Annotated in this window: 22 protein-coding genes, 2 tRNA genes and 1 riboswitch; of the genes, 18 read left to right on the top strand and 6 right to left on the bottom strand. The window is 47.6% G+C overall.

Features of this window, described 5'->3' with window-relative positions:
• The first annotated feature begins 12 nt into the window (after window positions 1–12).
• From nuoL to GM173_RS06110, 14 genes are all read left to right on the top strand, one after another.
• Window positions 13–2,043, top strand: a complete 2,031-nt coding sequence (nuoL, locus tag GM173_RS06175) for an NADH-quinone oxidoreductase subunit L (protein WP_203570493.1) — start codon at window positions 13–15, stop codon at window positions 2,041–2,043.
• Window positions 2,044–2,106: 63 nt separating this feature from the next.
• The gene (locus GM173_RS06170; RefSeq protein WP_203570492.1) at window positions 2,107–3,612 is read left to right on the top strand and encodes an NADH-quinone oxidoreductase subunit M; all 1,506 of its coding nucleotides are present in this window, start codon (window positions 2,107–2,109) and stop codon (window positions 3,610–3,612) included.
• Between the two features lie 28 nt (window positions 3,613–3,640).
• The gene (nuoN, locus tag GM173_RS06165) at window positions 3,641–5,101 is read left to right on the top strand and encodes an NADH-quinone oxidoreductase subunit NuoN (RefSeq protein WP_203570491.1); all 1,461 of its coding nucleotides are present in this window, start codon (window positions 3,641–3,643) and stop codon (window positions 5,099–5,101) included.
• Between the two features lie 4 nt (window positions 5,102–5,105).
• Window positions 5,106–5,405: a DUF2818 family protein gene (locus tag GM173_RS06160; RefSeq protein WP_203570490.1), complete on the top strand. Its 300-nt coding sequence runs from the start codon at window positions 5,106–5,108 to the stop codon at window positions 5,403–5,405.
• Window positions 5,406–5,468: 63 nt separating this feature from the next.
• A tRNA-Val gene (locus GM173_RS06155) sits at window positions 5,469–5,545 on the top strand.
• Window positions 5,546–5,714: 169 nt separating this feature from the next.
• Window positions 5,715–7,619 carry a threonine--tRNA ligase gene (gene thrS / locus GM173_RS06150; protein ID WP_203570489.1) on the top strand — a complete coding sequence of 635 codons (1,905 nt, stop codon included), beginning with the start codon at window positions 5,715–5,717 and terminating at the stop codon, window positions 7,617–7,619.
• A gap of 42 nt (window positions 7,620–7,661) precedes the next feature.
• Window positions 7,662–8,192, top strand: coding sequence for a translation initiation factor IF-3 (gene infC / locus GM173_RS06145; RefSeq protein ID WP_314900860.1), 531 nt, complete (start codon window positions 7,662–7,664; stop codon window positions 8,190–8,192).
• A 148-nt stretch (window positions 8,193–8,340) separates the two neighbouring features.
• Window positions 8,341–8,538, top strand: coding sequence for a 50S ribosomal protein L35 (gene rpmI, locus GM173_RS06140; RefSeq protein WP_203570488.1), 198 nt, complete (start codon window positions 8,341–8,343; stop codon window positions 8,536–8,538).
• A 15-nt stretch (window positions 8,539–8,553) separates the two neighbouring features.
• Complete coding sequence (rplT, locus tag GM173_RS06135; RefSeq protein WP_203570487.1) at window positions 8,554–8,913, top strand: 50S ribosomal protein L20; 360 nt, start codon at window positions 8,554–8,556, stop codon at window positions 8,911–8,913.
• Between the two features lie 136 nt (window positions 8,914–9,049).
• On the top strand, window positions 9,050–10,045 hold the full coding sequence (pheS, locus tag GM173_RS06130) for a phenylalanine--tRNA ligase subunit alpha (protein WP_203570486.1): 996 nt from the start codon (window positions 9,050–9,052) through the stop codon (window positions 10,043–10,045).
• A gap of 14 nt (window positions 10,046–10,059) precedes the next feature.
• Window positions 10,060–12,414, top strand: a complete 2,355-nt coding sequence (gene pheT / locus GM173_RS06125; RefSeq protein WP_203570485.1) for a phenylalanine--tRNA ligase subunit beta — start codon at window positions 10,060–10,062, stop codon at window positions 12,412–12,414.
• Window positions 12,414–12,752 (top strand): integration host factor subunit alpha, encoded by a 339-nt coding sequence (locus GM173_RS06120; RefSeq protein ID WP_239078404.1) that lies wholly within the window; start codon window positions 12,414–12,416, stop codon window positions 12,750–12,752. Before pheT ends, GM173_RS06120 begins: the two co-directional genes overlap by 1 nt.
• Window positions 12,718–13,086 (top strand): MerR family transcriptional regulator, encoded by a 369-nt coding sequence (locus tag GM173_RS06115; RefSeq protein ID WP_203570483.1) that lies wholly within the window; start codon window positions 12,718–12,720, stop codon window positions 13,084–13,086. The genes GM173_RS06120 and GM173_RS06115 overlap by 35 nt, the downstream gene beginning before the upstream one ends.
• Window positions 13,087–13,113: 27 nt before the next feature.
• Window positions 13,114–13,190: transfer RNA gene (locus GM173_RS06110), tRNA-Pro, on the top strand.
• A gap of 156 nt (window positions 13,191–13,346) precedes the next feature.
• On the opposite strand, the gene GM173_RS06105 is transcribed toward GM173_RS06110, so the two are convergent.
• The 6 genes from GM173_RS06105 to GM173_RS06080 all read right to left on the bottom strand — a co-directional run bounded on the left by GM173_RS06105 (window position 13,347) and on the right by GM173_RS06080 (window position 20,599).
• Entirely contained in the window at window positions 13,347–16,061 is a 2,715-nt protein-coding gene (locus GM173_RS06105) for an HAD-IC family P-type ATPase (protein WP_203570482.1), read from the bottom strand.
• A 497-nt stretch (window positions 16,062–16,558) separates the two neighbouring features.
• Entirely contained in the window at window positions 16,559–17,020 is a 462-nt protein-coding gene (locus GM173_RS06100; RefSeq protein WP_203570481.1) for a DUF1353 domain-containing protein, read from the bottom strand.
• Window positions 17,021–17,500, bottom strand: coding sequence for a DUF4231 domain-containing protein (locus tag GM173_RS06095; RefSeq protein ID WP_203570480.1), 480 nt, complete (start codon window positions 17,498–17,500; stop codon window positions 17,021–17,023). It abuts the gene before it with no gap.
• A gap of 172 nt (window positions 17,501–17,672) precedes the next feature.
• Window positions 17,673–18,698: a cytochrome d ubiquinol oxidase subunit II gene (locus GM173_RS06090; protein WP_239078403.1), complete on the bottom strand. Its 1,026-nt coding sequence runs from the start codon at window positions 18,696–18,698 to the stop codon at window positions 17,673–17,675.
• 1 nt (window position 18,699) lies between these two features.
• Entirely contained in the window at window positions 18,700–20,034 is a 1,335-nt protein-coding gene (locus tag GM173_RS06085; protein WP_203570479.1) for a cytochrome ubiquinol oxidase subunit I, read from the bottom strand.
• Window positions 20,035–20,038: 4 nt separating this feature from the next.
• Window positions 20,039–20,599, bottom strand: coding sequence for a GbsR/MarR family transcriptional regulator (locus GM173_RS06080; protein ID WP_203570478.1), 561 nt, complete (start codon window positions 20,597–20,599; stop codon window positions 20,039–20,041).
• Between the two features lie 188 nt (window positions 20,600–20,787).
• Window positions 20,788–21,175, top strand: a riboswitch (cobalamin riboswitch).
• A gap of 153 nt (window positions 21,176–21,328) precedes the next feature.
• Between GM173_RS06080 and GM173_RS06075 the strand changes: the two genes are divergently transcribed.
• From GM173_RS06075 to GM173_RS06060, 4 genes are read left to right on the top strand one after another with little or no spacing between them, the layout of a single operon-like run.
• The gene (locus tag GM173_RS06075) at window positions 21,329–23,212 is read left to right on the top strand and encodes a TonB-dependent receptor domain-containing protein (RefSeq protein WP_203570477.1); all 1,884 of its coding nucleotides are present in this window, start codon (window positions 21,329–21,331) and stop codon (window positions 23,210–23,212) included.
• Between the two features lie 15 nt (window positions 23,213–23,227).
• Window positions 23,228–24,172 (top strand): adenosylcobinamide-phosphate synthase CbiB, encoded by a 945-nt coding sequence (gene cbiB, locus GM173_RS06070; protein ID WP_308439581.1) that lies wholly within the window; start codon window positions 23,228–23,230, stop codon window positions 24,170–24,172.
• Complete coding sequence (cobD, locus tag GM173_RS06065; protein ID WP_203570476.1) at window positions 24,169–25,188, top strand: threonine-phosphate decarboxylase CobD; 1,020 nt, start codon at window positions 24,169–24,171, stop codon at window positions 25,186–25,188. The genes cbiB and cobD overlap by 4 nt, the downstream gene beginning before the upstream one ends.
• 13 nt (window positions 25,189–25,201) lie before the next feature.
• Entirely contained in the window at window positions 25,202–25,987 is a 786-nt protein-coding gene (locus tag GM173_RS06060) for an ABC transporter substrate-binding protein (RefSeq protein WP_203570475.1), read from the top strand.

Here is a 25,987-nt window from a genome sequence, read left to right as displayed (position 1 = left end):
ATACGAATACCAATGGATATGAAATCGATTTATCTGCTTATACCGCTAGCGCCATTACTGGGCTCGCTCATCGCCGGTTTGTTCGGCTGGGCGATTGGGCGGCGCGCGGCGCATGTGGCGACCATTTCGGGCGTTGCGGTGTCTTTTGCCTTATCAGCTTACACATTGAATTATTTGCTCAACGGTGGCGAATCATTTAATGGCAATCTCTACACATGGCTATCGGTCAATGGCGTAGATTTAAATATCGGCTTTTGGGTCGATAATTTGACTGCCATGATGATGTGTGTGGTGACTTTTGTATCGTTGATGGTGCATATCTACACCATTGGCTACATGCATGAAGATCCTGGCTATCAACGTTTCTTTAGTTATATTTCACTGTTTACCTTCTCAATGTTGATGCTCGTGATGAGTAACAATTTTGTTCAGCTATTCTTTGGCTGGGAAGCGGTAGGTTTGGTGTCTTATCTATTGATTGGTTTTTGGTTTAAACGTCCAACGGCGACTTTTGCGAACTTGAAAGCCTTTTTGGTAAACCGTGTTGGTGACTTAGGCTTCTTGCTAGGGATTGGTTTAGTTTTGGCTCACTTTGGCAGCTTGGACTACGCAGCCGTTTTTGCCAAAGCGCCAGAATTGAAAGATGCCACGATTAGCTTGTTTGCCGGTGCTAATTGGTCATTAATCACCGTTACTTGCATCTTGTTGTTTATTGGTGCAATGGGTAAATCTGCACAATTTCCACTCCATGTGTGGCTGCCAGATTCAATGGAAGGCCCAACTCCAATCTCAGCACTGATTCATGCGGCAACGATGGTGACTGCCGGTATCTTTATGGTATCGCGGATGTCACCATTGTTCGAGATGTCTGAGACTGCACTGAATTTTGTATTGGTGATTGGTGCGATCACGGCATTGTTTATGGGCTTCCTCGGGATTATCCAAAACGATATTAAACGTGTTGTGGCCTACTCAACGTTGTCTCAGCTGGGTTACATGACTGTTGCATTAGGTGCTTCAGCGTACTCTGTTGCTGTGTTCCATTTAATGACGCATGCGTTTTTTAAGGCCTTGCTATTCCTTGCTGCGGGTTCGGTGATCATGGGTATGCACCATGATCAAGATATCCGTAATATGGGTGGCTTGCGTAAATACATGAAGATCACGTGGATCACTTCACTGATTGGTTCTCTGGCATTGATTGGCACGCCTTTCTTATCTGGTTTTTATTCGAAAGACTCGATTATTTTGGCTGTAGAAGCGTCTAAATTGCCAGGTGCTGGATTTGCCTACTTTGCGGTTGTTGCTGGCGTCTTTGTAACTGCGTTCTATTCATTCCGGATGTACTTCTTGGTATTCCACGGTAAAGAGCAGTGGATGCAAAAGAAAGATCACCACCATGGTCACGATACACACGATGATCACGATCATCATCATGGTTTGGGGCCAAATGACAAACCGCATGAGTCGCCTTGGGTTGTTACCTTGCCATTAGCTTTGTTAGCTGTGCCTTCATTAGTTATTGGTGCAATTGCGATTGGCCCTATGTTGGCGGGTGATTTTTTCAAAAATGTGATTTTCATTAATCATGAAACTCATGGCGCAATGGAAGTAGTTGCAGAGCACGCGCATGATTGGCTTCATATGGGTATGCATGCTTTTGTAACGCTGCCGTTCTGGCTTGCTGTTGCTGGTGTTGTTTGCGCTTATGTTTTCTATATGGTTAAACCAGCAATTCCTGCTGCATTTGATCGATTCTTTACTTCGATTGGTGTTAGAAAGTTACTCGAAGAAAAGTATTACATGGATCATCTCTATATTAATGTCTTTACCGCTGGTGCACGTGCACTGGGTACTGTGCTGTGGAAAGTAGGTGATACCTTGCTGATCGACGGTTTGGTCGTGAATGGAGCGGCGAAAGTTGTTGGCTTCTTCTCAGCCATTATCCGACGTATTCAGACAGGTTACATTTACCACTATGCATTCGCGATGATCATTGGCTTGTTGCTGATGTTGACTTGGTTGGTAAAGCATTTGTATTAATTGTTGATTGAACAAACCATTTAATACAGATCCAGATTTAATACATAACAAGTAGGTTAACTTATGACGGGTAATCTCCTCAGCCTTGCAATCTGGCTGCCAATCGTGGCAGGCTTGGTTGTGCTCGCGACGGGTGGCGATAAAAATGCTCCCGCAGCGCGCTGGCTGGCGCTAGCTGGCGCTTTGGTTTCTTTTTTAGTAACAATTCCGCTTTACACCGGTTTTGATACGTTTCACGGCGGCATGCAATTCACGGAAATGAAACCGTGGGTTGAGAGCTTTAATATTAATTACCATCTGGGTGTAGACGGTTTGTCTATGCTGTTTGTAATTTTGAATAGCTTTACCACTTTATTGGTGGTATTGGCTGGATGGCAAGTCATCGAAAAGCGTGTAGCGCAATACATGGCTGCATTCTTGATTATGTCGGGTTTGATTAATGGCGCGTTTGCCGCATTGGATGCGATTTTGTTTTACGCATTCTTTGAGGCGATGTTAATCCCGATGTATTTGATTATTGGTGTTTGGGGTGGTGCTAACCGTGTGTATGCATCGGTGAAGTTCTTCCTGTATACCTTGATGGGTTCATTGTTGACCTTAGTTGCGTTCATCTACTTGTATTATCAAAGTGGCGGTAGCTTTGAGATCGCTGCTTTCCAACGTTTACCGTTGACGATGGGTGCACAAACGCTGCTATTGATTGCATTCTTCTTTGCCTTCGCGGTGAAAGTGCCAATGTGGCCAGTTCATACTTGGTTGCCAGATGCTCACGTTGAAGCGCCAACAGGTGGTTCGATGGTGTTGGCCGCCATCACGTTGAAGTTGGGTGCGTATGGCTTCCTGCGATTCGTACTGCCAATCGCACCAGATGCTTCTCGTGAGTATGCGTGGGTAATGGTTGCATTATCACTGGTTGCAGTCGTATACATCGGTATGGTGGCTCTGGTTCAAACTGATATGAAAAAATTGGTGGCGTACTCATCCATTTCACATATGGGCTTTGTTACGTTAGGCTTCTTTATGTTTGGTGGTGCCACCGGCCGTGAATTGAATTCTTGGGCCGTTGAAGGTGCCTTGGTGCAGATGGTTTCTCACGGTTTTGTTTCTGCCGCAATGTTCTTCTGTATCGGTGTAATGTATGACCGTTTGCACAGCCGCAAGATTGCTGATTACGGTGGTGTTGCTAATAAAATGCCAATCTTTGCTGCATTTATGATGTTGTTTGCGATGGCTAATTCTGGCCTGCCAGCAACTTCGGGTTTTGTCGGCGAGTTTATGGTGATCTTAGGTGCGGTTCAAATCAATTTCTGGTATGCCCTTGCGGGTGCTACCACCTTGATCTTTGGCGCTGCGTATACGCTATGGATGTATAAGCGCGTTATTTTTGGTGAAGTGGCCAATGAGAATGTTGCTGAGCTGAAAGACGTGAATAAACGTGAATTCCTGATTTTGGCGATCTTAGCGATTGCTGTTTTGGGGATGGGTTTGTACCCAGCGCCGTTCACCGAAGTGATGCATCAATCTGTGAACGATCTGATTTGGCAAGTTTCACAGACCAAGCTTAATTAATCCTTATTATAAGAAATAGGCTAGAACCATGACCTGGACCAGTCTTAATGCATGGGTGGCAGCACCAGAGATTTTTCTTCTGTGTGCAACTTGCGCCATTCTATTGCTTGACCTTTTTATTAGTGATGCTAAGCGTTACATCACTTATGTACTTACTTTACTCACTTTGGCTGCCACAGCGGCGTTGGTGTTGAATGGTTATGAAGCTCATTCACGCTTGGCGTTTAGTGGACTCTTCTTGGCTGATCCTATTGCTAGTTACGCCAAGTTAGCCATGATTGTTGGTGTTGCTTTAGTGCTCATTTATGGACGTAGTTACGCGACCGAGCGTGGCTTGTTCCGTGGAGAATTGTTTACCTTATCACTGTTCTCATTGTTGGGGATGATGGTAATGGCATCGGCTTCTAACTTCTTAGCCTTGTACGTTGGTTTGGAGTTAATGTCGCTGTCGGTTTATGCTTTAGTTGCTCTGAATCGTGAATCAACTCAGTCAACAGAAGCGGCTATGAAATACTTTATCTTGGGCGCTTTGGCTTCAGGTATGCTGTTGTATGGTATTTCTATGCTGTACGGTGCAACAGGTTCTTTGGATATTTTTGAAGTTTCTAAAACGATCAAATCTGGCGAAGCAAACACTCTGTTAGCTGTATTTGGTATCGTTTTTGTTGTGACTGGCTTGGGCTTTAAATTTGGCGCGGTTCCGTTCCATATGTGGGTGCCTGATGTATACCAAGGAGCGCCAACACCAATTACACAATTGATTTCTTCAGCACCAAAGGCAGCTGTGTTTGTATTTACGCTGCGTATTTTGGCGCAAGCTTTAGATGGGTTTGCTCCTGATTGGCGCGGTATGTTGATGGTATTGGCTGTGTTGTCGATGGGCTTGGGTAATATCACAGCGATTTCGCAAACGAATATCAAGCGGATGTTAGGTTACTCAACGATTTCACACATGGGCTTTGTATTGCTTGGTATTTTAGTTGCACAGCCAGTCGGTTATTCTGCTGCACTGTTCTATGTGTTTGCTTATATCTTGATGAGTGCTGCCGCATTTGGTGTGCTTATGCTTTTGTCGCGCAAAGGCTTTGAGGCTGATCAGATTGCAGATTTAAAAGGTCTAAATCAGCGCAGTCCATGGTTTGCGGCAATGATGTTATTAACCATGTTTTCAATGGCGGGCATTCCGATTTTTGTCGGCTTTTTCGCTAAGCTGGCGGTATTAAAAGCGGTTGTTTACATTGGTTATGTTGGCCTAGCTATCATTGCAGTTGTTTTCTCTTTGATCGGCGCGTTCTATTACTTACGAGTTGTCAAAGTGATGTATTTTGATGAGCCGACTGATAAGTCTCCAATCGAAGCTGGTAGTGATGCGAAATTGGTTCTTTCTGTTAACTGTTTGCTATTGCTGGTATTAGGTTTTATGCCTGATCGTTTGATGAACTTGTTGTCAGACGCAGTGTCTCAATCATTTAACACGTTACCGTTCTAACTAAATGCAAAACTTTGTATTTATTGTTGGGTTGGCTGTTTTCGCAGCCAACCTGCCTTTTTTTTCTGAGAAAGTTTTTTTCTTTTTTAAACCCAAACAAGAAAATAAAGCATTTGCATTTCGCTTTGCAGAGTTGCTATTGCTTTATTTTATTGTGGGTTTGATTGCATATTGGCAAGAAGGCCGTTTTAGCCCTGTTCATCAGCAGAATTGGCCTTTTTATGCGACGACTTTTGCGTTGTTTGTTGTTTTCGCATGGCCTGGCTTTGTCTGGCGTTATTTTTGGCGCAAACCTGGCATATAGTGATAAATCCTTGCTTTCTTTGCTTGCCAAAGTGAGGATTGATATTTAATATATTGCATCTTTAGGCGCGTAGCTCATCTGGTCAGAGCGCTTCCTTGACATGGAAGAGGTAGTTGGTTCGAATCCAATCGTGCCTACCAAACAATTTAGGAATCAAACTCATGCTAAAAACTGATACGACCACCTTGATTATCTCAGGCTAGTCGTACGCGAGTTTGATAGAAAAGTGCGGCTAGTCCGCACTTTTTTTTTGTTTTTTAAATGCTGTTTTGTCAGGGGCAACCCGACAATTTGATTTAGGCGATGACTATGCCCGCGATTACGCTTCCCGATGGTTCAGTGCGTCAATTTGACGCAGCAGTGTCAGTGTATGATGTTGCACACAGTATCTCTCCTGGCTTGGCTAAGGCTGCGTTAGCGGGCAAGGTCAATGGCCAACTCGTTGATACTCGCTACGTGATGGCAAGTGATGCGACACTACAAATTATTACCGATAAAGACGCCGAAGGCTTAGAGGTTATTCGTCACTCTACCGCGCATTTGTTGGCCTATGCCGTTAAGCAGCTTTATCCGACTGCACAAGTCACGATTGGCCCAGTGATTGAAAATGGCTTTTACTACGACTTTTCTTACGAGCGCCCCTTTACCTTGGAAGACTTGGCTGCCATTGAAAAGAAAATGACTGAGCTGGCTAAAAAAGATATTCCAGTTGAGCGTTATGAGTTGAGCCGTGATGAAGCGGTCAGCTACTTTAAAGGCATTGGCGAGAACTATAAGGCCGAAATTATTGAGTCAATTCCAGCTGATCAAGTTTTAAGCTTGTATCGTGAAGGTGAGTTCACTGATCTCTGTCGAGGCCCACACGTACCTTCGACGGGCAAATTGAAAGTCTTCAAATTGATGAAGGTCGCTGGTGCGTATTGGCGCGGCGATAGTAAAAATGAAATGCTGACTAGGGTATATGGAACAGCCTTTGCTAAAAAGGAGGATCTAGCGCAATACCTGCATATGATTGAAGAGGCTGAAAAACGAGATCATCGTAAATTAGGGCGTCAGCTCGACTTGTTCCATATGCAGGAAGAAGCTCCAGGTATGGTGTTTTGGCACCCTAAGGGCTGGACGCTCTGGCAAACCATTGAGCAATACATGCGTGCCAAATTGAATAAGCATGGCTACCAAGAAATTCGTACGCCGATGGTCATGGATCGCACTCTGTGGGAGAAATCAGGTCACTGGGAAAATTACCATGACGGTATGTTCACGACGGAATCAGAAAAACGTGATTATGCCGTGAAGCCGATGAATTGCCCTGGTCATATTCAAGTGTTTAACCAAGGTTTGCGTTCATACCGAGACTTACCAGTACGTTATGCAGAGTTTGGCTCTTGCCATCGTAATGAACCATCGGGTTCATTGCATGGCATTATGCGGGTGCGTGGCTTTGTTCAAGATGATGCGCATATCTTCTGTACCGAAGATCAAGTGCAGCAAGAAGCAGCCGCTTTCATTGATTTACTGAAAGAAGTGTATACCGACTTTGGCTTTGAAGAAATTTTGGTCAAGCTGTCAACTCGCCCTGAAAAACGGATTGGTACCGAAGAGGCATGGGATCGCGCAGAGGCGGCTTTGGCTGCGGCATTGGATTCTAAAGGCCTAGCGTTTGAATACTTGCCGGGTGAAGGCGCGTTTTATGGTCCGAAAATTGAGTTCACCCTCAAAGATTGCTTAGGGCGTTTGTGGCAATGTGGCACTTTGCAAATTGATCCAAACTTGCCAGAGCGATTAGGTGCTGAGTACGTTGGTGAAGATAACGCAAAGCACCGTCCAATTATGCTGCACCGTGCTGTATTGGGTTCGCTAGAGCGTTTTATCGGTATTTTGATTGAAAATCATGCCGGTGCTTTCCCAGTATGGTTGGCTCCAGTTCAGTTGGTGGTGATGAATATTTCTGAGTCACAACGGGAATATGCGCAAAAAACTGCTGATTTATTGAATCAAAGTGGACTTCGTGCATCAACGGACTTGAGAAATGAGAAAATTACCTATAAAATCCGCGAACATAGCTTGCAACGCCTTCCTTACCAATTGATTGTTGGTGATAAAGAGCGCGATGCAGGTTTGGTGGCCGTGCGTAACCGCAGTGGTGAAGACTTAGGGCAAATGACAGTGGAAGCGCTGATTGCGCTGGTAAAAGCTGATTTGCCAAAAGTTTAACACTGGCAGGTGCACGGTTTTGTTTTTGAATGACTTGGAGTAATAACAATAGCTGCTCAAGATAAAGGCCCGCGTATTAACGGTGAAATCACCGCGCGAGAAATTCGTTTGCAAGGTGTGGAAGGCGAACAACTTGGTATCGTCTCCCTAAATCAGGCCCTCCAATTAGCGGAAGATGCTGAGGTAGATCTGGTAGAGATCGCCCCGAATGCAGAACCGCCAGTTTGTCGATTGATGGATTACGGCAAATTCCGGTACGAAGAGGCCAAGAAAAAGCACGCTGCCAAGCTCAAGCAAAAACAGGTACAGGTTAAAGAAATTAAGCTGCGTCCTGGTACGGATGAAAATGACTACCAAGTTAAATTACGTGGTGCTATCCGTTTCTTGAATGATGGTGATAAGTGCAAATTTACTTTGCGTTTCCGTGGTCGTGAGATGGCTCACCAAGAGATTGGTATGGCGCAACTCAAACGTGTTGAAGCTGATTTGGCTGAACTAGCAGTGGTAGAGCAATATCCTAAGCTAGAAGGTCGCCAAATGGTGATGATGCTCGGTCCAAAGAAAAAAGCATAACGGGTTGGCGACTACATCTGTTAAGACCAAGGAAGTTATTGGTCAGTAGTCGTGGTGGGGTGAAGGGTATTAAGTTCTAATGGCAACATCAGACGCCCTTTTGCCTAAACTAATAGGCCCTTGTGGCCAAGGCTAGCTGGAGTAAGTAATGCCTAAAATGAAAACCAAAAGCAGCGCTAAAAAGCGCTTCACTGTTCTTGGCGGTGGTGGTGTAAAGCGTAGTCACGCTTTTAAACGTCACATCTTGACTAAGAAAACGACTAAAACTAAACGCCAGTTGCGCGGTACTTCAATGGTTGATGCAACCAATATGAAGTCTGTTCGTGCAATGATGCCATACGCTTAACTAAGGAGATAAAATATGCCTCGCGTTAAACGTGGTGTCACAGCTCGCGCTCGTCATAAGAAAGTCTTAGCTCTGGCTAAAGGCTATCGTGGTCGTCGTAAAAATGTCTATCGTATCGCTAAACAAGCGGTAATGAAGGCAGGTCAATACGCGTACCGTGACCGTCGTCAGAAAAAACGTCAATTCCGTCAACTCTGGATCGCTCGTATCAACGCAGCGTCACGTGAGTGTGGTCTGGCTTACAGCCGCTTCATGAACGGCTTGAAAAAAGCTGGCATTGAAGTTGACCGTAAAGTATTGGCTGATCTTGCTGTATTTGATAAACCAGCATTTGCTGCGTTTGTTGAAAAAGCAAAAGCTCAGCTGACTGCTTAATCGGTTTTGCCGGTCATAAGGGAGGCTTTTAGCCTCCCTTTTTTATTCAGAAAACATCAGAAAATTAAATCAAGCGCAGATTTTTGTCTGAGCTTTATTTAGTTTTTTCTTTACTCTCCTTATCGGGCATACAAACATGGATGCAAATATGCAGACCTTGCTTGACGCGGGTTTAGCGGCGTTGAATGCGACTGACGACCCCGTTGAGCTCGAAATTGTCAAAGCAAGCTATATCGGAAAACAGGGTTCGATCACTGCACTGATGAAACTGTTGGCGGCGATGCCGCCTGAAGAAAAAAAAGCCTTTGGTGCGCAAGTTAATCTGACTAAGCAAGCCTTTGAAAATGCGCTGAACGCGAAACGTGAAGCGATGGCGGCAGAAAAATTAGCGGCTCAATTGGCCGCTGAAGCTTTGGATATTTCATTGCCAGGCCGCGGTCATGCTAAAGGTGGCTTGCATCCCGTCACATTAGTGCAGCAGCGTATTGAAGCTTTATTTGCTAGCATGGGTTTTGCCGTCGCTGATGGCCCAGAAATTGAGAATGACTTTCATAATTTTGAAGCACTCAATATCCCGAAAAACCATCCCGCACGAGCGATGCAAGACACGTTTTATGTGCAAAATGAGGGTGAGCCCTTAGTGCTTCGCACGCATACGAGTCCTATCCAGGTGCGTTACATGCTTGATAACGAACCTCCGATCAAAATTATTGCTCCGGGTCGCGTTTACCGTGTTGATTCAGATGCCACTCATTCGCCGATGTTCCATCAGATGGAAGGATTATGGGTTGAAGAGGGGGTGTCTTTTGCTGACTTGAAGAGCGTTATCGTTGATTTTTTACGTCGCTTTTTCGAGCGCGATGATTTGGAAGTTCGCTTCCGTCCATCATTCTTCCCATTTACTGAGCCATCGGCTGAAATTGACGTGAAGTGGTCCAAAGGTTGGATGGAAGTCGGCGGTTGTGGCATGGTTCACCCGAACGTATTGAAAAGCGTAAACATCGATTCAGAAAAATATACAGGCTTTGCCTTCGGTATTGGCTTGGATCGTTTCGCAATGTTGTATTACGGCGTGAATGATTTACGGCTGTTTTTTGAAAACGACGTGTCTTTCTTGTCTCAATTCAAATAAGCGGAGCATCAACCATGCAATTTTCAGAACAATGGTTACGTAGCTGGGTTAATCCAGCGCTGACTTCAGATGAACTCGCTCATTTGCTAACAATGGCGGGATTGGAAGTAGAAGAAAATGAAGCGGCAGCACCTGCATTCACTGATGTGTTTGTGGCTGAAGTTTTGACTGTTACCAAACATCCAGATGCTGATCGTCTCAATGTATGTACAGTGAATGTTGGCGAGGCTGAGCCACTGCAAATCGTGTGCGGCGCGCCGAATGTTGCTGCTGGTTTGAAAGTGCCTTGTGCGCGCATCGGTGCAGTTCTACCAGGCGATTTTAAAATCAAGAAAGCCAAAGTACGTGGCATCGAATCATCGGGTATGTTGTGCTCAGGTGATGAGATGGGTATAGCCTCGGACATAGATGGTTTATATGTGCTGCCGAGCAATGCCCCAGTAGGCATGTCAATTCGTGAGTATTTAGCACTTGATGATCGTTTACTGACATTGAAACTCACACCGAATCGTACCGATTGCTTGTCAATCCGTGGGATTGCGCGCGAGGTTTCTGCATTAACAAAATCTCCGTTAAATCCAATTGCGATTCAAGCTGTTGCACAGAATACAGAGTCAGCGATTGCCGTTGCCTTGAATGCTGGTGATGCCTGCCCACGCTACGCGGGTCGTGTAGTGAAAGGGATTAATCAGGCTGCAGCAACGCCTGACTGGATGAAGCAGCGCTTAGAGCGTTCGGGTATTCGTTCAATTTCAGCGATTGTTGATATTACGAACTACGTATTGCTCGAGCTCGGTCAACCGATGCACGCGTTTGACGCGGCAAAATTGTCGGGTAGCGTGCAAGTTCGTTTTGCGCAAGCTGGCGAAACGATCACCTTGCTCAATGAAAAAGAATTAACGCTGAGCAATGATGTTTTGGTAATTGCTGACGAACGCTCTGCTTTGGCCTTAGCCGGTATCATGGGCGGTCTCGCGTCGAGTGTGACTGATTCAACGACTGACGTTTTCCTCGAATCGGCCTTTTTTGCGCCAGAAGTGATTGCTGGGAAAGCACGTCGTTTCGGCTTCTCCTCTGATTCAAGCCACCGCTTTGAGCGTGGTATCGATTTTGGTAATGTGCGTGAGGCTCTTGAGCGTGCAACACAATTAGTCGTTGAAATTTGTGGTGGTCAAGTTGGGCCGATCACCGAACAAATTGACTCTTTACCCACACGTAAGCCAGTTCAACTGCGCGTGAGCCGTGTCGCCAAAGTGCTTGGCCTGACTTTGCCAGCTGCAGAAATCATGGCCATGCTGCAAGGCTTGGGTTTAGCATGTGAGTTATCTGCAGAAGTGATTACGGTTACTCCACCGTCGTATCGCTTTGATATTGAAATTGAAGAAGATTTGATTGAAGAAGTAGCTCGCGTCTTTGGCTACGATAATATTCCGGTGAGCCCATCGTTAGCGCGGATGAGTATGTTGCCGCAGGCAGGTAATCGCCGCAGCAAGAACGTTCTTAAATCGATTTTAGCTGCACGGAATTACCAAGAAACGATATCTTATGCTTTTGTTGAAGAAAAGTGGGAAAGTGATTTTGCCGCTAACGCTAATCCAATTCGCTTGATCAACCCAATTGCTAGCCAAATGAGTGTGATGCGCTCCACTTTGATCGGGGGCCTAGTCGCAGGTTTGCAACATAATTTGAATCGTAAGCAAGATCGAGTGCGCTTATTTGAAGTGGCCCGTGTCTTCAACGGGGTTGCCGCAGATCAACAACCAGAACGTATTGCTGCATTAGCATGGGGTGGTCGTTTTGCTGAACAGTGGGGCACCAGCAAAGAACGTATTGATTTCTTTGATGTTAAAGCTGATGTTGAGGCGCTGTTGGCTCCGCGAGTAGCAGAATATCGGCGCGCCAATCACCCCGCATTACATCCAGGCCGCTCAGCAGAAGTCGTTTTGGATGGGGAAATTATCGGTGTTGTTGGTGAATTGCATCCAAAATGGGTACAAGCGTACGACTTGACGCACGCTCCAGTTGTGCTTGAATTGGATATTGCCGCGTTAGTGCAAGTTGAAAAATTGCAATCAGCACCAGTGTCAAAATTTCAGGCTGTGCGACGTGACTTGGCCTTGCTGATGGATGAATCCGTGTCTGTTAATACCTTGCAGGCGGCATTTGCAAGCGCAAATTTAGCAGTAGTAGACAGTATCGAAGTTTTTGATGTATACCGTGGTAAAGGTCTGCCAGAAGGTAAAAAGAGCCTTGCATTCAAAGTCTTAATGCAAGATACTCTCAAAACTTTGACTGACGTAGAAGTCGATGAAGCAGTAACAAAATTACTCCAGAAGGCAGAGGAATGCGGCGCGATCTTGAGAGCATAATGCAGTACGAAACTAGCACATTAACATTAACAAAAGCTGACCTTGCCGATATGTTGTTCGACAAAGTGGGTTTGAATAAACGTGAAGCAAAAGATATGGTTGAGTCATTTTTTGACGAAGTCCGTCTCTCTTTAGCTGAAGGCGATACAGTAAAACTATCTGGCTTTGGTAACTTTCAGTTGCGCGACAAACCGCAGCGTCCGGGTCGTAACCCAAAAACAGGTGAAGAGATTCCAATCTCTGCCCGTCGAGTGGTTACATTTCACGCAAGTCAAAAGCTGAAGGGAATGGTTGAAATTCACTATGCAAAACTCCAGCAGCGTTATTCCAACCAGTGAACTGCCCTCAATCCCCGCAAAACGCTACTTCACCATCGGTGAAGTGAGCGATTTGTGCGGCGTAAAACCGCATGTTTTACGTTATTGGGAGCAAGAATTTACACAGTTAAAGCCAGTAAAACGACGCGGCAATCGTCGCTACTATCAGCACCATGAAGTGTTGCTGGTGCGGCGAATTCGAGGTTTGTTGTACGAGCAAGGTTTTACTATTAGTGGTGCACGTAATCAACTAGGCAGTAGCGCTGTCACGATGGGCGAATATGCTGATGGTGAAGTGAGTCTGACGGAATTGCGCCACGAGCTAGAAGACTTACTTTCTTGGCTTGAACAGTAAGCTGCTTTAGGATAGAATTTACCCTCTCGGAATATGGCGCAGCCTGGTAGCGCACTTGCATGGGGTGCAAGGGGTCGCGAGTTCGAATCCCGCTATTCCGACCAATAAAATCAATGGGTTACAGCTTAACGGTTGTAACCCATTTTTTATTCTTTTCGAGAAATAGTTTTTTGCTACGACACACAGAAAAGAGCGTGTAAAAAAACGCTGATCTTACTTTTCGTGTGTAAGATGAACCTATAAGATTTTGAGTGGAGTAATTAGGCTTTACGCTTGAGCCGCATAATCAGTTTTTCTGCTTCAACAAAGAAGAAGAATACCAATCCGCCTGCGAACAACATCGGCCACGCATACATCGGCATCGCTTCAGTATCAAAGATCGCTTGCAGTGGCGCGAAATACGTAAACAGCAATTGCAAGACCAGCACCGCACCAATCCCCATCGGTAGATATTGGTTTTCGAGATGCGCTTTGATTGAAATTGAGCTGTCGATCAAATAACGGCTGTTGAGCAGATAGAAACACTGGCCTATCGTGATGGCATTGACCGCAACTGTGCGCGCCAGTGGATCTGATGCGCCTTGGCCTTTCATCCAGAAGAAAGCCCACAGTGTGTAGGCGACGAGGGAAGAGCCAATAAAAATCACACGCCACAAGCCAAACGCATTCAATAGTGGGCGATCCACTGCGCGTGGTTGTTGCAGCATCACACCTTTTTCATGCGGCTCGAAGGCACACACCAAACCGAGTGCCACCGACGTAATCATATTCACCCACAAAATTTGTGGCGTGGTGATTGGCATCGTGAAGCCCAAGAAAATGGCGGCCATAATGACGGCGCCTTGCGCAAAGTTGGTCGGCAGCAAGAACAAAATCGCTTTTTCGATATTGTTGTAGACCGTACGGCCTTCTTTGACTGCGGCGCTGATCGAGGCAAAGTTGTCATCTGCCAGCACCATTTCGGCGGCTTCTTTGGTGACTTCAGTGCCTTTAATCCCCATTGCAACGCCAATGTCGGCTTTTTTCAGTGCGGGTGCATCGTTCACGCCATCACCGGTCATCGCCACAATTTGGCCATTGGCTTGAATTGCCTCCACTAAGCGCAGCTTGTGCTCTGGGCTAGATCGGGCAAACACATCGACGGTTTTAACGCGCTCACGCAGCTCTTCGGCGCTGAGTTTTTCGACTTCAATGCCTTCCATCGCCGTTTTGCCATCGCCAATGCCGAGCATTTTGGCAATCGCTGCGGCAGTGATTTTATGGTCACCGGTAATCATCGTCACGCGGATACCACCAGCGTGGCATTCTTTAATCGCCTCGATGGCTTCTTTGCGTGGCGGATCGAGTAAACCAATTAGGCTAAGTAAGACCAAGTTTTTCGGTAGATCAGCAGCGCTTAGGCTACCCACATTCAGCCCTTGTGGTTGCTGAATCCAAGCCAAGCCCAAGACGCGCTCGCCTTGACCCGCGAGCTCATCAGATGCTGCGCTAAAGTAGGCCAAATCGAGCGGTACAATCTCGCCACTTTGCAGTTGTTGATGACTACAATGCGCCAGAATCACTTCGGGTGCGCCTTTGACCAATAGCATTTGCTGGCCGTTAGCATCTTCATTGAGCGTTGCCATAAAGCGATGTTCTGATTCAAATGGAATCGAATCAACGCGCTTGTAGTTGGCTTGCTCAGTCGCGCGAGTCAGGCCAATTTTATTGGCAAATGGGTATAGTGCACCTTCGGTTGGATCGCCTTCCACTTTCCAGGAGCCATCAACTTGATGAATTTCAGCATCGTTACACAGCATCGAAACGCGGCCGACCAGATCAAGTACGCTGTCTTGGCTTAGTGTTGTGCCGTCTTTAGTAATTTGACCTTCTGGCGCGTAGCCATTCCCACTCACTTTGTATTTGGCTTCGGCAGTGACTGCGGACACTACCATCATTTCCATTAGGGTTAGCGTACCCGTTTTATCCGAACAAATCCGCGATACCGAGCCCAATGTTTCCACTGCAGGCAGTCGGCGAATGATTGAGTTGCGCTGCGCCATACGCTGTACACCAATCGCCAGCGTAATCGTGATGATGGCAGGTAAACCTTCAGGAATCACAGAAACGGCTATACCAATCACGGCTTGGAAGACGTCGACCAAGGCCATCTCGCGGATCCAAAATGCAAAAATAAAAACAAACACTGCAATCACCGCGATGGTGGCGGTGATTTTGTAGCCAAAGTTTTCAATTTGACGAATGAGGGGAGTCTCTAATGTGTTGACGTTGGCCAGTAGCTGATTAATCCGGCCCAGTTCGGTATTACTACCGGTTGCTACCACTACGCCAGTGGCGCGGCCTGAAACGACCATTGTGCCCGAAAATACCATGCTTTCTCGGTCGCCTACGGTCGCATTGGCGGCAACGGCATCGGATGTTTTATCGGCAGGAACCGATTCGCCAGTCAGTGCGGCCTCTTCGGTGCGTAGGTTTTTTACATCGATCAAGCGCAAATCGGCTGGCACTTTATCGCCGGATTCAAGCAAGACGATATCGCCAGGCACCAGCGTTTCGGCTGGAATCATCCGCGCATCACCATCGCGCAAGGTGCGCGCATCGGCAGAGAGCATTTTGCTAATCGATTCGAGCGCTTGCGCTGCCTTGCCTTCCTGTAAAAAGCCAAGCAATGAATTTAGAAAGACCACGGCTAAAATAATCGATGCATCGAGCCACAATCCCAAGGCAAACTTGAGAATGGCCGCGCCGAGCAGCACGTAGACCAACACATTATTAAATTGCAGTACAAACCGCATGAATGCGCTTTGTTTTTTACCGGTAGGTAATAAATTAAGGCCGTGGGTTTTGAGTCGGCTGGCTGCTTCATTTGCGCTCAGGCCTTGTTCGCTATTGCTATTGAGTTGTTTGAGCGCATCGTCACAAGGCAGTGCGTGCCAAGCAACGGCATCCTTAGCAGAGGGAGGAGTCTGATCCATTTCAATTCCTTTACGGGCGAGATGATGAAAAATGATTCAAATTTTGTTGAACTGTGTACCAGATGCTGTTGATGCTTGGTATTTAACTGCGCTGAGAGGCGCATATTTTGAGCCTGCTGCTATGAGACAACGCTCTCGCTGAGAATAAGCTAAACTACCATTTTATGTCTTGTTTTCTTCCAAGATTAATACCAAAGGCAGCGAACAAGCCTGCTTCAATCGTACTGAAGATTATGACTGGTGTGGGGGAGTTTGACTTAACTTGGATTAATTTTCGCGTAATTTAGTCATCTTGCTAAAGCAAATTGGCATAAAACTGAGTATGGGTACTCCCTAGGGTTTGCTGCTGCGTTAGCCAATGTTCACTTTGCATAATTAATGGGCACGCTGTGTACTTTGTCTTAGGACAAAATTCGCACAAACCCGGTAGACCAAGCAAACCTCAATCGATCTGAGTTCATCTTACGATTTAACTTTACTGCGCGGACATGACTTATTTACTCTGACTGAGTCAGCGTGCATTGTTCGGTTGTGGATGGGCTAGGGTAGGTCGTTGGCGGTGTGAACGCAATGACCTCATTTTTGATATAGCGCTGGGCAAAGCAGCGAACGCATGCATATACCCAATGCGCCAACACTGAATTCATGCCATCGGCGAGGCAAGTATTGAGCAACAGTCGATCAGCCGCTTTACGGTAGCTGGCAGGTAAATGTTGTTCACGCATGAGTTGGTAGAGCGCATCATGAATCAAGGATGCCCGCATAATGCTGGCTAAATCCGGCATCGGGCCACTTGCGCCATCCCAAGAATACGCCGTTTTAATTTGCAGTGAGCCATTAGCTTTGAGCTCGATATATGGGGTATTTAGCTCTGGTACTTCTTTCCATTTGGTTTCAAAGCAATACGGTGCGGCTAAAGTGTATTTGTATGTGCGGCGTTTTTTATAGAGCAGCTGCATTTAGGCACCTTGCCGTTCGCTGATCGCTTCGTACCAATAGTGAATATTGCTTTCTGTAATCGCGTGATAGTCGTTGATGATGGATTGTAAGGTCGCGTCTTCAATCTCTTGCAGATCGCCAGTAAGATAAATCAGTCGATCACGAATTGACTTCAAGCGTAGATTGGTCGCGTTATTGCGCATCCAATATTCTTCGATATTTAAAAAGCTAGCAATTCCACCTAGAAACGTCATGATCGCACCAAGCACCAGCGCAATGTTTTTGGCGTGCGGTTGCAGTCCGGCGACATCCAAGCCCAGTACAATCGTGGTCGCCGTGGCCAGTGCCAGCATCGAGAATTTGAGGCAATAAGTGGTGCGTTTGAGATTTTTGCTCTTGGTTTGGCTGTACTGCTGGTATTTCAAAATTTTACTGAGCAAGAAACGTACTTTTAAATTGGGGTGCTGCTGCAGTACGGTTTGTGTGATTTCGTGATCCATAGCGCGGTCAGTTCAATAAAAAGTCATCATATCAGCCGTTGAATCATCCTGAATGTTTACGCATTGCTCACGTCGCATCAACGCAACGTGTCAGTCTATTGCGTCTGCTTCAAAAGAGTGCGCAAAAAAGGCGATCAGAGATCGCCTTTTAAAAATCAAAGATTGCACACGACTATTGATAGCTCAATTCACCCGCCTTACCCCAGAACACTCGGTAAGAGTAAATTGTGTAAGCGAAAATCGTTGGCAGCACAATCGCTGCACCAGCCAAGATAATTGATAAAGCCTCTGGGCTGCTAGCCGCTTGCCAGATAGTGAGCTGGTCGATGACCAGATGCGGAAAAATACTGAATACCAAGCCAAAAAACGCTAGTAACACGATGCCGACAGTCGCAGCGAACGGTAGCCAGCACCAGCGATCATTGCCTTGTGCTTGGCGCGCGGCAATTCGCGGCAGGCTATAAGCGATGACGACAAATAAAACGGCGGTAAAAATCGGCACTGGCGCAAGTAAAAAGACATTCGGCACTGAAAACCATAACTCAAATACCCTAGGGCTGATCCATGGCGTAGCGACCGATACCAGCACCGTAGCTAGCGCGGCGAAGCCAAGGCTAAACTGCGCCCAGCGCACGGCACGCATTTGTAGTGCACCGGTCGATTTGATCATTAACCAACCCGCACCGAGCAGCGCGTAGGCAGCGGCTAAACTTAAACCCACCAAGAGCGCAAACGCCCATGCGCCCCAGCCCTCGGCAAAGCCCGTGATGTAGCGACCGAGCATTACGCCTTGCGATACGGCAGCAAGGAGTGAGCCGACGAAAAACAGCGTATTCCACATTGCTTGGTGATGCGCTTTGGCTTTGACGCGAAAATCAAACGCAACGCCGCGTAAAATGAGTCCGAGCAACATCAGCGCGACGGGCAAATACAATTCGCCCAAAATGATGCCATGCGCCAGAGGGAAGGCAACCAGCAATAGGCCAACTCCCAGCACTAGCCATGTTTCATTCGCATCCCAAAATGGCCCAATCGAGGCGATCATTTTATCTTTCTCTGATGTATCTTTCTCTAGCTCAAGTAAAATACCGACACCAAGGTCATACCCATCGAGAATGACGTAGGCGAACATCGATACCACCATGAGCGCAGCAAAAATCACTGGTAGCCAGTAGGCTAAATCTATGTCATTGAACATTTTAGTGCTCCGCAGCAGGCTGGCCTGCTTTTTTGGCTAGATAAAACACCACTGAAACATAAGAAACCAGCAAGAACACATATAGCGCCAGATACATCAGTAAGGTACTCAAAATCATCCCGCTGCCGACATGTGAAGCGGCGTCTTTAGTCAGCAATACGCCTTGCACCAGCCAGGGCTGTCGCCCGATTTCGGTGACATACCAGCCCGCAACGGTCGCCACCCAGCCGCTAAATGTCATGCCAATCAATACTTTATTCACCAAAGGCGACAAGGTATTGGTACGGCGCAATTGCCATGCGGCGAGCCAGCTGGTTAGCAGCATCAACATGCCAACGCCAACCATCACGCGGAAACTCCAAAAGACCTTGGCCACAGGGGGATGCTCGGCAAATTCATTGAGGCCGCGAATTTCGCCATTCAAATCGTGCGTCAAGATCAAGCTAGTCACTTTCGGAATGCCAATCGCAAAATCATTGCTGCGTGTTTCGGCATTCGGTAGCGCAAATAGCAAGAGCGGTGCGCCACGCTCAGTTTCCCAAATGCCCTCAATCGCGGCGATTTTGGCCGGTTGATGTTTAAAGGTGTTTAAGCCGTGCATATCGCCGATCAAAATTTGCAAAGGAATCAGCACTGCGGCTAAAGCCACGCCAGTTTTCATCGCCGCTAGTACGGCATTAGTACGTTGACCGATGAACCAGCGGTAGGCTGAAACCCCTGCAACCAAAAATGCCGCCGTTAAACCCGAAGCCAGCAGCATATGGGTTAAACGGTAGGGCATCGATGGATTAAAAATGACTTCCAGCCAGCTCGTCACATGTGCTTGACCATTAATCATTTCAAAACCGCTAGGGGTTTGCATCCAAGAATTCAGCACAATAATCCAGAACGCCGACAAGGTCGTGCCGCCGGCAACCAGTAAAGTCGCCAAGGTGTGGACGCGATTGCTAACCTTTTTTTGCCCAAACAGCATGATGCCGAGAAAAGTCGCTTCTAAGAAAAAGGCGGTTAACACTTCATAAGCGAGTAAAGGACCGGCGATATTGCCAACGGTTTGCATATAGCCCGGCCAGTTGGTACCAAACTGGAAACTCATCGTAATGCCACTGACCACGCCTAGCGCAAATGTCAGCGCGAAAATCTTCACCCAAAAGCCATACGCTTCTTGCCATTTTTGCTCGCCAGTGGCGTTAAAACGCAGTTTGAAAAACAGCAAAATCCAACCCATCGCGATGCTGATAGTTGGAAATAAAATGTGGAAGGTGATATTGGCGGCGAACTGAATCCGCGCCAAAACAATGGGGTCGAGTACGGTGCTGGCGACATCGGGGGTCATGAGGTTATTCCTTATCGTCGGAACGGCTAAAAGACAGCTTTTGTTTAAACTCTAAAATTTTTTGCACTTGCGAACCCAGCTTCATCAAGGTTTTTAGGGTATCGACATCCAAACGCTGCATATCGGTAAACCAGCTGGTAGTTAGGTCAATCAAATCGTGCATTTCAGCCATGCGCGCTTGCGCGTGCTGATCGGCCTCATTGCTCGGTTTTTCGAGCAGCGCGCCGCGTAGCATCGTCAGTGTTGGGTCGACTTCGCGTTTTTTTCGCTCTTCGGCCAGTGTTTGGAAAATCGCCCACACGTCTTCGGGCGTTGAATAGTATTCGCGGCGATCACCGGGTAAGTGTTGCAACTTCACCAGTCGCCATGAGGTCAGCTCTTTGAGCCCCATACTGACATTCGAGCGCGAAAAACCCAGTGTCTCGGCCATTTCGTCGGCGTTCAGCGGTTTTTCACTGACATACAGTAGTGCGTACATCTGACCTACAGTGCGATTAATGCCCCAATGGCTGCCCATTTCGCCAAAGTGCAGCACAAAAGATTGAACGAGTGGTGTGAGGTTCATGGAAGTTTTGAATTTTCAGTAATTTGTGAAATTTGATATAGATCATATTCTTACTGGGCGTGAGCTGCAATTGGCGATGCTCGTTTGCGCCGATTGTATTTTTCTATCTGCTTAATTGATTAAAACTAATTACATGCTTTTGATGACCTAGTCATATTCAAGACAGGTAGCGCGGTTTGCTTTAGGCTACAATGCGCGCTATTCAAGGTGATTTGCCGCGTGAGCGGTAAATTTAAACGGGAAACAGGTTCAAATCCTGTACTGCCCCTGCAACGGTGTATCAGTGTGGGTTGATCACAAAAAATAAGTTTAAAAATGCGGCACATCGTGCTGAGTGAGTTTTAAATTTTATTTTTAGCCACTGTCAAAAGAGTGTGTTTTAAAAGTTGCGAGCGCCCGTCAGGACAATGACGGCCGGAGCGCAGCCACCGGAATGTACTGAGGTACATGAGGATTGTGAGCACCGCCCGAGTGGTCATCACGGGACGCGCAGCACTTTAAAAATACGCTCGAAGATGGGAAGGCGATCAATCAAGTCTGATCAGTCCGGATACCGGCCTTGTATCAACTCATACTTCGAGTTGAGTTTTTACGCATGGCAGGGAGGCCGTGGCGGATAAGTCTGTATCGTTTAATTCGATGCCTTGCATCGCTTAATCAATGTCGATTGTTCTGCGCGGTTTCCAGCTTTAATCGCAATACGCAACGGGCGTATTGCTGGAGAACCCAATGAACACCTGTTTTACCAAATCATACCTATTTGTTTTATCTGCATTAGCCACGATGCCAGCATTAGCGGCAGTGACTCAGCTTGATGATGTCATCGTTACTGCGACGCGCATTGCGCAACCTGCACGTGAAGTGATTGGCGATGTGACCGTATTAGATCGCCAAGAGATTGCCGCGCAAGGTGTGTCGAGTTTGCCAGACGTCTTAGCGCGTCAGCCCGGCATTCAAATCAGCAACTCAGGTGGCCCTGGCAAGGCAACATCTATTTTTATGCGTGGTACTAATAACGGCCAAACTTTGGTGTTGATTGACGGGATTGCTTTTGGCTCCGCGACCTTGGGTAGTGCATCATTGCAAAATATTCCACTCAATCAAATTGATCGCATTGAGATTTTACGCGGCCCAGCGGCGAGCTTGTACGGCAGTGGGGCAATTGGTGGGGTGATTCAGATTTTTACCCGCCAAGGTTCGGCAGGATTTAAGCCAAGCATCGAAGTCGGTTACGGCAATTACAATACGCTTGATGCTAAAGCATCGGTCGGCGGTGGTAATGACAGCAGCAGCTATGCCTTGACCGTCGCGCATTTCCAAACGGATGGTACCAATGCGATTGTGAATCCGAAACACACGAGCTTTTATGCCGATGATGATGGTTATACCAATACCAGTCTGTCGTTTTCTGCCCAACATAAAATTAATCAAGATCATCAAGTCGGTTTAAGCGCTTTGGGCGCTTGGGGTGAAAATCATTACGACGGCAGCATTCTGACTAAGTCATATAACAATGTTGCACAAAGCTATGACTATCGTGATGAAAGCTTTAATGGCAGCGGTAATGTTTGGCTCAAAAGTCAGTTCACTCCGATTTGGCAAAGTAAATTGCAAGCGGGTTTAAGTGTGGATGACGGCAAGAGTTTTACGCCGGTTTCAGAGAAAAACTTCGCCGATGTGACTAACAAAATCAAAACCCAGCAAAATCAGCTGTCATGGATGAATGATTTGCAATTGCTCGGCGGTAATGTGCAATTGGGTTTAGAGACACTAGAGCAAGAAGTGAGCGGCGATACGCAGTTTGCCGTAGATCAACGCCGTATCAACAGCGCACTGGCTGGGTATTTGCTGCATTACGCTGATTTCACGGTGCAATTGAATGGTCGCAGCGATGACAACTCGCAGTACGGTCGGCAAAACACTGGCACGGTGGGTTTGTCTTATCAACTCAATGACGATTGGGTGATCGGCTCGACGATGGGAACGGCGTTTAAAGCGCCATCGTTTAATGATTTGTATTGGCCAAAACAAGGCAATCCTAATCTGAAGCCCGAAGACTCTAATAGCAAAGAGGCGTTTATTCGCTTTGCGAATAACAACTTCAAGGCCTCGCTGACTGGCTATTACAACAAGGTCAATAATTTGATCGCGTGGGCACCGACTTCAACGGGCGAATGGTTGCCAAGCAATATTGGCGAAGCACAGCTTAAAGGGATCACGCTCACCAGCGATTGGCAGGCTGATATTTATACCGCGGGTTTTAGCTACGATTATTTGAATGCCGAAGACACGACCACAGGCAGCAAAACCAATGGCAAGCAATTGGCACGCCGCGCGAAAAATTCAGGCTTGGTGTACGCCGGCCTGCAAACTGCGGTTTGGACGGCACGCATTGAAGTGGAGGCGCAAGGGCAGCGTTATAACGATGCCGCCAATAAGCAGGTATTACCTGGCTACGGCTTGACCAATATCGCAGCAAGTTGGCAGTTTGCTAAAGATTGGTCTTTACATGCTCGGGTGAATAACTTGTTTGACAAGGAATATCAAACCGTCACTGATTATGGCACTTTGGGCGTGAATGGTTTGCTCAGCGTGCGCTGGTCACCGAAGTAATCGGACGCAGACGCCGTGATCTTGCTGAGCCCCTTCGATTTTTTAGCCGCCCTGATGTTCGGGCTGGCCATCGAATGTCTGTTCGGCGAGCCACGGTGTTGGCATTTGCTGCTTGGTTTTGGCCGACTTGCGAATGCGATGGAATGTTGCTTGAACAAAGGCAGAATGGGTATTGCGATAGGGGCTATTTCTGTAATGGCCTTGGTGGCAATACCTATTTTTGCTTTTATGGTGTTGCGAACGCATGCTCAGAGTTGGGCTTGGGTTTTCGATGGATTGGCACTGTGGTTTGCACTGGGCGCAAAAAGTCTGTTTACGCATGTGCGGGCGATTGCGCAGCCTTTGATGCTCGGTGATTTGCCTGCTGCACGAATAGCATTGAGCATGATTGTCAGCCGCGATTGTGCGCAACTGACTGAAACCGAAGTCGCCAAAGGCGCAATTGAATCGAATTTAGAAAATGGCGCCGATGCGATTTTTGCCACGCTGTTTTGGTTTGCACTACTCGGTGGTGCTGGCGCGTTGCTGCATCGATTGAGTAATACGCTGGACGCAATGTGGGGCTACCGTACGCCACGCTTTAATGAATTTGGCCGTTTCGCCGCGCGGCTCGATGATGTGCTTAATTACCTTCCCGCCCGATTAGTCGCGCTTTCGTACGCACTACTTGGCAATACACGCTTGGCACTGACCGCTTGGCGTACCCAAGCGCCGCTGTGGGACAGCCCCAACGCAGGCCCCGTGATGGCCGCTGGTGCTGGCGCGCTCAATCTGACTTTGGGTGGCAATGCGATCTATCACGGCCAAGTCGAGATGCGAACGCCACTTGGTTTTGGCCCTGCACCGCAAGCGCCGGATATCGAACGTAGTTTGCGCTTGGTGCAAAAAACTCTGGCTTTATGGCTGCTTTCTTGCGTAGCCTTGCCGGGATTGATGTTGTTATTTCAGGGTTGGCTATGAATCAAGCTCCACGCCACGGCGGCAATCTGCAAAATCTAATGCGCAATTTTGGCGGCACGCTCGCCGATTGGATCGATTGCTCAACCGGCATCGCGCCGTATGCATTTCCTTTACCGACCATGCCGGTGCAAATCGCGCAGCGCTTGCCGCATCCGACGCCTGAATTTCTAAGCATTGCCGCGATTTACTACGGCAGCGAGCAATTTCTGACCGTCGCCGGCTCGCAAGCCGCAATTGTGGCATTGCCGCTGCTGCGTACGCGCTGCAAAGTCGGCGTATTGCGCGCAGCTTATGCTGAGCACGCTTGGCGTTGGCAATTGGCAGGGCACACCGTAGTGCTGCTGGACGTCAGCGAAGTGGAGTCAGCAGCAACGCAGCTCGATGTGCTGATTCTGGTTAATCCCAATAATCCGACCGGACTGCTTTGGTCGCGGGAACAATTGCGAGTGCTGCATAAGTCGCTTGCCCCGCGTGGAGGCTGGCTGATTGTCGATGAAGCGTTTATCGACGTCGAACCTAGCCAAAGTCTGTGCGCTGATGTGGGCGTTGCGGGTTTGATTGTACTGCGCTCGGTGGGTAAGTTCTTTGGTTTAGCGGGTATGCGTTTGGGCTTTGTGTTTGCCGAGTTGGCTGTGCGTGAGCAACTGGCAAAAATCATCGGCCCATGGACTGTGAGTGGCCCTGCGCTGTGGGCAGGGGAGTTGGCGCTGGCCGATACCCAATGGCAGAACGAACAGCGCGCACGCTTGGCACAAGATGCTGTGTGGTTGACTGCTTTGCTAACCGACGTTGGTTTGCCACCCAGTAGCAGTCATCCTTTGATGCAGTTTTGCCCGGCAGAGCAAATCGATCAATGGGGGTATGCATTGGCAAGCAATCGTATTTATAGTCGCCCATTTAATACCCAAGATATCGGTGTCGATGCCATTCGTTTTGGCGCGGTGGCGGTCTCGCAGCGCGATGAGTTTGAGTGTCGTTTACGCAGCGCTGCGCAGCAAGTGAATCCAAGAGCATAATTTTAGAGGATCGATGATGAAAGGGCCGCTGCGAATTGCTTGTTTAAGTAGTGAAACGGTTGAAGTACTTTATGCCTTGGGGCAAGAACACCGCATCGCAGGGATTACCGCATTTGCGCGCCATCCGGCGGGCGTGACCAAAAATCATCCGATTATTTGTGGGTTTTCTAGCGCAAAAGTCGAGAAAATATTCGCGGTAGAGCCCGACCTGATTTTGGCGTATTCGAGCTTGCAAGGTGAAATAGTCAAGGAATGCATTTTGGCTGGCTATCAAGTGCATTTTTTCAATCAAAAATCGATCGCTGGGATTTTTGACATGATTGCCCTGCTGGGGCGGATGCTCGACTGTGTTGAGCGCGCCGATGCGCTGATTGCCGATTTGCAGGCCAACATCATCGCCGCGCGCGCTGAAGCCGCGACTTATACGGTGCGGCCGAAAGTGTATTTCGAAGAATGGCATACGCCGCTGTATAGCGGAATTCGCTGGGTCTCAGAATTAATCGAGATCGCTGGCGGAGTCGACGTGTTTGAAGCTATTTCAAAAGCGACGCGGGCCAAGGATCGCACCGTAACATCTGAGCAGGTCATTGCCGCTGCGCCAGATTTGATTTTGGGAAGCTGGTGCGGGCAGAAATTTGAAACTGAAGTCGTCAAAGCGCGTGCCGATTGGCAAACTATCCCTGCCGTACAGCACAATCAAGTCCATGAAATCGCCAGCGAAGACTTGCTGGTGCCTGGCATTACCGCCATCACGCGCGGCCTGCCGCTGATTCAATCTTATATTCGGAGTTTTCAATAA

This window comes from Deefgea chitinilytica (genome assembly GCF_016881405.1).
In the GTDB taxonomy this organism is placed as follows: domain Bacteria; phylum Pseudomonadota; class Gammaproteobacteria; order Burkholderiales; family Chitinibacteraceae; genus Deefgea; species Deefgea chitinilytica.
This window is presented reverse-complemented; position numbering and strand designations above follow the sequence as displayed.

What these genes read in the sequence shown, in the direction of transcription:
- GM173_RS06170 (WP_203570492.1), top strand. Translation starts at nt 2,107, where the DNA reads ATGACGGGTAATCTCCTCAGCCTTGCAATCTGGCTGCCAATCGTGGCA.
- GM173_RS06060 (WP_203570475.1), top strand. Translation starts at nt 25,202, where the DNA reads ATGATGAAAGGGCCGCTGCGAATTGCTTGTTTAAGTAGTGAAACGGTT.
- GM173_RS06080 (WP_203570478.1), bottom strand. Translation starts at nt 20,599, where the DNA reads ATGAACCTCACACCACTCGTTCAATCTTTTGTGCTGCACTTTGGCGAA.
- GM173_RS06095 (WP_203570480.1), bottom strand. Translation starts at nt 17,500, where the DNA reads ATGGATCACGAAATCACACAAACCGTACTGCAGCAGCACCCCAATTTA.
- GM173_RS06090 (WP_239078403.1), bottom strand. Translation starts at nt 18,698, where the DNA reads ATGTTCAATGACATAGATTTAGCCTACTGGCTACCAGTGATTTTTGCT.
- GM173_RS06115 (WP_203570483.1), top strand. Translation starts at nt 12,718, where the DNA reads ATGCAAAACTCCAGCAGCGTTATTCCAACCAGTGAACTGCCCTCAATC.
- GM173_RS06100 (WP_203570481.1), bottom strand. Translation starts at nt 17,020, where the DNA reads ATGCAGCTGCTCTATAAAAAACGCCGCACATACAAATACACTTTAGCC.
- GM173_RS06105 (WP_203570482.1), bottom strand. Translation starts at nt 16,061, where the DNA reads ATGGATCAGACTCCTCCCTCTGCTAAGGATGCCGTTGCTTGGCACGCA.
- pheS (WP_203570486.1), top strand. Translation starts at nt 9,050, where the DNA reads ATGGATGCAAATATGCAGACCTTGCTTGACGCGGGTTTAGCGGCGTTG.
- GM173_RS06120 (WP_239078404.1), top strand. Translation starts at nt 12,414, where the DNA reads ATGCAGTACGAAACTAGCACATTAACATTAACAAAAGCTGACCTTGCC.
- nuoN (WP_203570491.1), top strand. Translation starts at nt 3,641, where the DNA reads ATGACCTGGACCAGTCTTAATGCATGGGTGGCAGCACCAGAGATTTTT.
- rplT (WP_203570487.1), top strand. Translation starts at nt 8,554, where the DNA reads ATGCCTCGCGTTAAACGTGGTGTCACAGCTCGCGCTCGTCATAAGAAA.
- pheT (WP_203570485.1), top strand. Translation starts at nt 10,060, where the DNA reads ATGCAATTTTCAGAACAATGGTTACGTAGCTGGGTTAATCCAGCGCTG.
- GM173_RS06160 (WP_203570490.1), top strand. Translation starts at nt 5,106, where the DNA reads ATGCAAAACTTTGTATTTATTGTTGGGTTGGCTGTTTTCGCAGCCAAC.
- GM173_RS06085 (WP_203570479.1), bottom strand. Translation starts at nt 20,034, where the DNA reads ATGACCCCCGATGTCGCCAGCACCGTACTCGACCCCATTGTTTTGGCG.
- thrS (WP_203570489.1), top strand. Translation starts at nt 5,715, where the DNA reads ATGCCCGCGATTACGCTTCCCGATGGTTCAGTGCGTCAATTTGACGCA.
- rpmI (WP_203570488.1), top strand. Translation starts at nt 8,341, where the DNA reads ATGCCTAAAATGAAAACCAAAAGCAGCGCTAAAAAGCGCTTCACTGTT.
- cobD (WP_203570476.1), top strand. Translation starts at nt 24,169, where the DNA reads ATGAATCAAGCTCCACGCCACGGCGGCAATCTGCAAAATCTAATGCGC.
- nuoL (WP_203570493.1), top strand. Translation starts at nt 13, where the DNA reads ATGGATATGAAATCGATTTATCTGCTTATACCGCTAGCGCCATTACTG.
- GM173_RS06075 (WP_203570477.1), top strand. Translation starts at nt 21,329, where the DNA reads ATGAACACCTGTTTTACCAAATCATACCTATTTGTTTTATCTGCATTA.